Below are 6,743 nucleotides of genomic sequence, written 5' to 3'. Positions count from 1 at the left end.
TGACTAGACGAAGAACTCAGTTAACACCTAAGATTGTAGAATATCTTTATCGTCAAAAAGAATAAACTGTTACTATCGTAACAAAAATCAACTATTGACAATGTTAAAAGTTGACAGATTCAAAAATCAAGGAGAAAAAAAACTTGAAGAAAATAGAAGCAATCATTAGACCATTCAAACTAGATGAAGTTAAAATCGCTCTAGTCAACGCAGGAATCGTCGGTATGACAGTTTCAGAGGTTAGAGGGTTTGGTCGTCAAAAAGGTCAAACAGAACGCTATCGAGGCTCTGAATACACAGTAGAGTTCTTACAAAAGCTTAAAATAGAGATAGTCGTAGAGAATGATCAAGTAGATTTAGTAGTTGATAAAATTCTTACCGCAGCTCGTACAGGAGAGATTGGAGATGGTAAAATCTTTATATCTCCTGTAGAACAAATTATTAGAATTAGAACAGGAGAAAAAGATCTAGAAGCAGTCTAAAATTTCTGATTCCACCCTACTTAGTCGAGGGTGGTTGATTTTTTTTGTTAAATTTCTTTACAATTAACCTGAATCTAGCTACAGTTAGAGGTTGCGGCTATTAATACTTTGAGTAATAATAAGCTTATGTTAAATTGTAGTTAAATACCCTAAGCTTAACTAAGGTGAAATTAACTACAACTTTTTTAATACTGTGTTTAGGAATAGGTCTCTATCCTGATAATTTACTAGCACAAGAACAAAATGATTGTTTTATGCTAGATGCTAATGGGGAAACTCTTAATCTCGGTGATTTGTGTAATAATAGTTCCGAGAGCGTCTCTAATCAGGATATTTTTGAAATTCCTATTAAACGTCGAGAAGCTAATATAGCGGTTATTGAGGTAGTATTTAATGGTCAACATCGTTTCGAGATGTTGCTAGATACAGGAGCGAGTGGAACTGTTTTAACCCCAACAATGGCGGATACTTTACAGATTGAACTAGAAGGAACTACCCTTGTTTCTACCGCGGGAGGAGTAATCCAAGCCGGAGTAGGAAAAGTTGATTCTATAGCGGTAGGAGGAATTACTGCTAATAATGTAAGTGTAGTGATTGCTCCTAATCTTCCCATCGGTTTACTAGGACAAGATTTTTTTGGTCATTATGATCTAGTTATTAAACAAAATACTATAGAACTTCATGTTCGGAAATAAACCTTAAGTTTTCTAGTCAATTTTGGATAGATAAGTTAAGATTGCCTTGTAAGATAAATTATTATAAATACCAAGATAAAATTATTATGTTTTATGAACAAAACACAAAAAGTTTCTCATACTGGGAAACCATTGCTAACCCTAATCAAGGAGCGTTAGAAGAGAATAAACCAGAACTGGTTAAAGAAGTAAGCGCTGTTAATGAATTAAATCGAGGTAGAATCGCTATTTTTATCGACGGATCTAATTTATTCTATGCTGCTTTACAATTAGGAATAGAAATTAATTACACCAAGTTACTACGCTATTTAACAGGAAATTCCAGATTATTACGTTGTTTTTTTTATACAGGAATTGATTATACCAACGATAAACAACAAAGTTTTTTACTCTGGATGCGTCGTCACGGTTATCGAGTAGTCACCAAAGAATTAACCCAATTAGCCGATGGTTCTAAAAAAGTTGACCTGAATGTAGAGATAGCTGTAGATATGATGACCCTAGCTAAATACTATGATACAGCAGTTTTGGTAAGTGGTGATGGAGATTTAGCTTACGCAGTTAACGCAGTAGGTTATCAAGGAGCTAGGGTAGAAGTAGTTAGTTTGCGCAGTATGACTAGTGATAGTTTGATTAATTATGCTGATTATTATGTAGATTTAAGCGATATTAAAGAACATATCCAAAAACTACCTCGTTCTGGTTATCTTTCTTCTCCCTAATAACTATAATAATAGCTAGAATTTATTAGCACCCCTTGAAAATGGACGAGTTGAGAACGGGATTAGAATTAGCTACAGAAGCGGAATTAAAAGAGTTAACTAAAATTTTATTCGCTCGTGGACTTAATCCACTAGATTATTGGAGAAATCCTTTACCCCTAGAAATACAGAGTCAGGATTGGTCTAATTGGGTGGATACTTTAGAAAAACGTTTTCGCTATCTAGCTGCTGATAGTTTAACAGTATTGCAAGGACGTAGTCAAGAAGTTAGTTATCGTCAAATCTTAATCAAAGTCTGTCATTATCTGAAGGTTGACTATACTCAAACTATGTCCACCATGGATATAGAAGCAGAAATATTTCTCTGTGTACTCAATAAAGCTTGTGCTAAATTACCTGCATCTCCAGTAAAAACCTTTAACACCGTCTTAAAAGGTGGTACTGTTTTAGCCGTAAACTCTCTGTTGAAATCTTGGTTAGTTAAACAAATACCTAGTAAAACCATAGCTATAGCAGCAGCTAAACAGGGGATAGCTCGTTACGCTATGTTGAAAACTACTTTAGCTCTGATTGGACCTGTTTTATGGACTAGTTTAATTGCTGAATTGGGATTACAGGCGATCGCTACCAATTATCGTCGAATTATTCCTGCTATCGTTACTTTAGCGCAAATTCGCTTAACTCGTAGTGAATGCTGGGAACTAGCTTAAATATCTGGCGTTTAACCTTACTTTCGGTACTAATTTTACCCCTAATCCCTTCTTTAGGGGAAATAGGATTAGTAATAGTCTTATTTATCTTAAGCTGGCAAAGATATCGAGTTATTCTGACTTATCCTTTAAATTGGGGAATCGCTTTAGTAACTGTAGGGTTAATTATCAGCGCTTATTTCTCCACCAATCCAGGGGAAGCGGGCTTAGGATTAGCTAATTTTTTACCCTTTTTAGCTATTTTGGCGGTATTTCCCCAGTTATTTAGCAAAATATCACAATTAAGACAACTAGCTTGGGTATTAATCCTCCCCTCTTTACCAATAGTCATCTTAGGTTGGGGACAACTCTACGGGGGTTGGAGTTTACCTAATCTGTTGGGCTGGGAATTAGTAGCTAATGGTAATCCCACCGACAGAATGGCTTCAGTATTTATCTATGCTAATTTTTTAGCTATCTATCTGTTGATGATATTCTTCTTTACCTTGGGTTTATGGTTAGAGAATTATCGTCTTGGTCATAAAAAAGTTTTAATCTGGTTAACTATTTATTTATTGGTACAAATCTCAGGATTAATTTTAACTAGTTCCCGTAACGCTTGGGGGATAGCGCTTATAGGGGGTTTAGTTTTCGCTTTTTATTTAGGTTGGCGTTGGTTAGTCTGGTTAGTCCTGGGTATGACTAGTGTAGTTACATGGGCTTCAATAGGACCAGAACCAGGAAGGGAATTTTGGCGTAATTATGTACCAAGGTATTTTTGGGGTCGTTTATCGGATGAAATGTACAGCGATCGCCCTATTGCTACCTTGCGTCAAACCCAATGGCAATTTAGTTGGGAATTAGTCAAACAACGTCCTTGGGTGGGTTGGGGATTGAGAAACTTTACGATTCTTTACCAAGAACAGATGGAAGTTTGGTTAGGACATCCTCATAATCTATACTTAATGTTAATGGCAGAAACAGGAATACCAGTAACTCTGTCTTTAATAATCTTAGTAGGGTGGATTTTAACTCAAGCAGTGCTAATCCTACCCTATCTCGGTGCAGAAAAAATCATTTTTTTGACTTATATAATCGCTTTTAGCGCTTGTATCCTCTTTAACTGCTTTGACGTTAGTTTATTTGACTTAAGGGTTAATACTTTAAGCTGGTTAATCCTAGCGGCGATCGCTGGTCTAGTTCAAAACTACAGAAAAAAAACAGATGTTATCCACTACCACAACCACCAAACCTAGTTATCAAATCCGTTGGGAAAAATTACCCGATGATTATCATTTACCTAATGATCCAGTGGACAATATTAATCAACCATCTTTAGCTACAGCTTTAACCGAAAGCTTAATCATAGCCGAGAAAGTCAGTGCTCAAGCCCTAATTGCTACCAACTACGGTATCTGCGCCACCATTAATGACAAAATCGTCGTTAAAGCTCCAGATTGGGCTTATATAGCTCAAATTAACGTACCTAGAGCCGAAATTACTCGCAGTTATACCCCACAACTCCAGGGGGAAATACCTTTAATAGTTTTAGAATTTCTCTCTGATAGTGATGGGGGGGAATATTCTGTTAAAGAAACCTATCCTCCAGGTAAGTTTTTCTTTTATGAACAAATTCTGCAAGTTCCTAATTACGGGATTTTTGAGCCTAAAACAGGAGTTTTGGAGTTTTATCAACTTGATGAGCATAAATCTTATAAATTACAACCTAGTAATCAACGTTATTGGATAGAACAAATGCAGCTTTTTTTAGGAGTTTGGCAAGGAAACCGCGAAAATCGTCAAGGCTATTGGTTAAGATGGTGGGATGAACAAGATAATCTACTACTGTGGGGGACAGAAAAAATAGCAGAGGAGCGCCAACGCGCTGAACAGGAGCGCCAACGCGCTGAGAGATTAGCTGCACAACTGCGAGCAATGGGGATTGAACCCGAGGATAATAAGTAATGAATCTATGAATCTGTGTTTGATTCCAGATTGTCTGCACCAAAATCCGACAACAGTTAACTTTTGTGAACAATGTGGCGCTAAACTACTGTTGCAGGATCGTTATCGTGCTCTTAAAGTTATTGGACAGGGTGGTTTTGGCAAAACTTTTTTAGCTAGAGATGAGGGGAAACCGTCTCAACCTTATTGTGTGATTAAACAGTTTCTTCCGATTAATCAAGATCCCACATATTTAGAGAAAGCAGCTAAATCCTTTAAACTAGAAGCTGAGCGTTTAGAGAGACTCGGTGATTATCCCCAAATCCCTGTTTTATTAGCTTATTGTCATCAGGAAGGAAGACAGTATTTAGTTCAAGAATATATCAATGGTAAAAACTTAGCCCAAGAGTTAGCAGATCATGGTATTTTTAATGGACGAGATATCCGTAATTTGTTACTCGATATTCTCCCGATTTTAGATTTTATTCACTCTAAACAGGTAATTCACCGCGATATTAAACCAGAAAATATCATTAGACGTATCGGTGATGAAAAATTGTTTTTAGTTGATTTTGGTGCAGCTAAAGAGTTTAATCAGAGTATTATTGGTTATACTTCTGGAGTCATTGGTACAGCACAATACGCAGCCCCAGAACAATTACGGGGAGAATCAAGATATAGTAGTGATTTATATAGCTTAGGGGTAACCTGTTTATATTTACTCACTAATGTTAGTCCCTTTGATATGTTTAGTAGTGTAGATAATGATTGGAGTTGGAGAGAATATTTAGCGACTAATAATCCTGTTTCTGATGAATTGGGTAAGATTTTAGATAAGTTAATCCAACAAGCGATCAAAAAACGTTATCATTTTGCTAAAGAAGTTTTAGCAGATTTAAACACCAACAATCAACCTGAATTTATACCACCTCCTCCTGTTAGTCTTCGATATCGTCAGGAAACTATTCAACCGATAATATCTAATCAAGAAATTACTCCTCAGAATAACTCAGAAGAAGAAAAGAAAGAACTATTTATCTTAAGAATAATTGCTAGTTGTATAACTATTCCCTATGGAGTAGTGATGATACTCACTAGTTTAGTTAGTTTATTTTCGGGAAGTGCTTCACTCTTTGAGATTTTGATTATCCCTTTTTTAATTACTTGTTGTGCTTTTTTGAGTAAAGATATCGCTAAATCTAAAAATAGAGATCAGTTATTATGGTTTTTACTAGGTTTCCCCTTTCATATAGCTACTGTTTTGATTATTGCTTGTTTACCGATAAAGGATTAATAAGCAGTCTTCATACTGAAAACTTCCCCCAGAATGCCTCTACTTAACTTTTTCTGAACCAACACATGGTTTGCAGTTTGCCACATATAGGAGGAGCTACTTTAAGTTTCATCCCTAAAACATACTTTAAAAGTATCAAATAAAACAAATTATTGAAATTCTCTCTGAGGAGGACATAATATGAAAAATATGATGGAATATAAAGGGTATTTTGCTTCTGTAAGTTATAGTGATGAAGATAATATTTTTTATGGCAAAGTGGAGTATATCAGGAGCTTAATCAGCTTTGAAGGTAATGATGTAACGTCACTTCGCTTAAATTTTCAAGAGGCAGTTGATGACTACATTACTATGTGTGAAGAAAAAGGAATTGAACCTGAAAAATCTTTTGAAGGCTCTTTTAAAGTGAAAACAGATAAGTAGGTGAGCTTAACTAAACGTAAAATGTCATAGCGAGTGGAGCGCAGCAAAACGAAGCTATCGCAAGGTTTTGAGACTCTCCTAATTGTTAATTTAATTAACGTTTATTTAGGGCTACCTAATTACTTAGTAGGCTTCATCGGAAAGTTGCCCTAAAAGCAAAGGAACAAGGGATAAATTTTGATACTTTTGTTGCATCTGCATTAGAGAATTACCTTTCTATATTAGAAAATAAATATCCAAGTCATTGAAAAGACTAGAAAATTCGACTCACCTACTTAATAAGTACAATCCCGCAATTCTTCAGGAATATAAGTATCTTCAGGAAATTCTAAACTAGTTTCCGAGTAACCAAGATAACCAGATTCAGTAAAAAATAACAACATTCGTCTTAAAGCTATCCAGACTTGATCATCAAATTCCCAATCTTTACCAATATTAGAATAACTGGAGATTGATTTTAATGCCCAAAAATAATTATTTCTAACTATTGAACC

General features: G+C 35.5%; 9 protein-coding genes. 8 read left to right on the top strand and 1 reads right to left on the bottom strand.

Annotated elements, in window-relative coordinates:
- Window positions 1–143: 143 nt before the first annotated feature.
- The 8 genes from EA365_00510 (at window position 144) to EA365_00475 (ending at window position 6,249) form a co-directional block, all read left to right on the top strand.
- Complete coding sequence (locus tag EA365_00510; protein ID TVQ49394.1) at window positions 144–482, top strand: P-II family nitrogen regulator; 339 nt, start codon at window positions 144–146, stop codon at window positions 480–482.
- A 254-nt stretch (window positions 483–736) separates the two neighbouring features.
- Complete coding sequence (locus EA365_00505) at window positions 737–1,177, top strand: aspartyl protease (GenBank protein ID TVQ49395.1); 441 nt, start codon at window positions 737–739, stop codon at window positions 1,175–1,177.
- Window positions 1,178–1,263: 86 nt separating this feature from the next.
- The gene (locus EA365_00500) at window positions 1,264–1,899 is read left to right on the top strand and encodes an NYN domain-containing protein (GenBank protein ID TVQ49393.1); all 636 of its coding nucleotides are present in this window, start codon (window positions 1,264–1,266) and stop codon (window positions 1,897–1,899) included.
- A gap of 41 nt (window positions 1,900–1,940) precedes the next feature.
- Window positions 1,941–2,609 carry a hypothetical protein gene (locus EA365_00495; GenBank protein TVQ49392.1) on the top strand — a complete coding sequence of 223 codons (669 nt, stop codon included), beginning with the start codon at window positions 1,941–1,943 and terminating at the stop codon, window positions 2,607–2,609.
- Window positions 2,591–3,844, top strand: a complete 1,254-nt coding sequence (locus tag EA365_00490; protein TVQ49391.1) for an O-antigen ligase family protein — start codon at window positions 2,591–2,593, stop codon at window positions 3,842–3,844. Before EA365_00495 ends, EA365_00490 begins: the two co-directional genes overlap by 19 nt.
- Window positions 3,813–4,553, top strand: coding sequence for a Uma2 family endonuclease (locus EA365_00485; protein ID TVQ49390.1), 741 nt, complete (start codon window positions 3,813–3,815; stop codon window positions 4,551–4,553). The genes EA365_00490 and EA365_00485 overlap by 32 nt, the downstream gene beginning before the upstream one ends.
- A 7-nt stretch (window positions 4,554–4,560) precedes the next feature.
- Entirely contained in the window at window positions 4,561–5,826 is a 1,266-nt protein-coding gene (locus tag EA365_00480; protein ID TVQ49389.1) for a serine/threonine protein kinase, read from the top strand.
- Between the two features lie 180 nt (window positions 5,827–6,006).
- The gene (locus tag EA365_00475; GenBank protein TVQ49388.1) at window positions 6,007–6,249 is read left to right on the top strand and encodes a type II toxin-antitoxin system HicB family antitoxin; all 243 of its coding nucleotides are present in this window, start codon (window positions 6,007–6,009) and stop codon (window positions 6,247–6,249) included.
- 275 nt (window positions 6,250–6,524) lie between these two features.
- Here the strand turns inward: EA365_00475 and EA365_00470 are convergent.
- A partial coding sequence (locus tag EA365_00470; protein TVQ49387.1) for a hypothetical protein occupies window positions 6,525–6,743 on the bottom strand: 219 nt, incomplete at its 5' end.

Origin of the sequence: Gloeocapsa sp. DLM2.Bin57 (assembly GCA_007693955.1) — a bacterium.
GTDB lineage: Bacteria > Cyanobacteriota > Cyanobacteriia > Cyanobacteriales > Gloeocapsaceae > Gloeocapsa.
The sequence above is the reverse complement of the archived record's forward strand: the minus strand, read 5'-3'. Positions and strand labels throughout refer to the sequence as shown.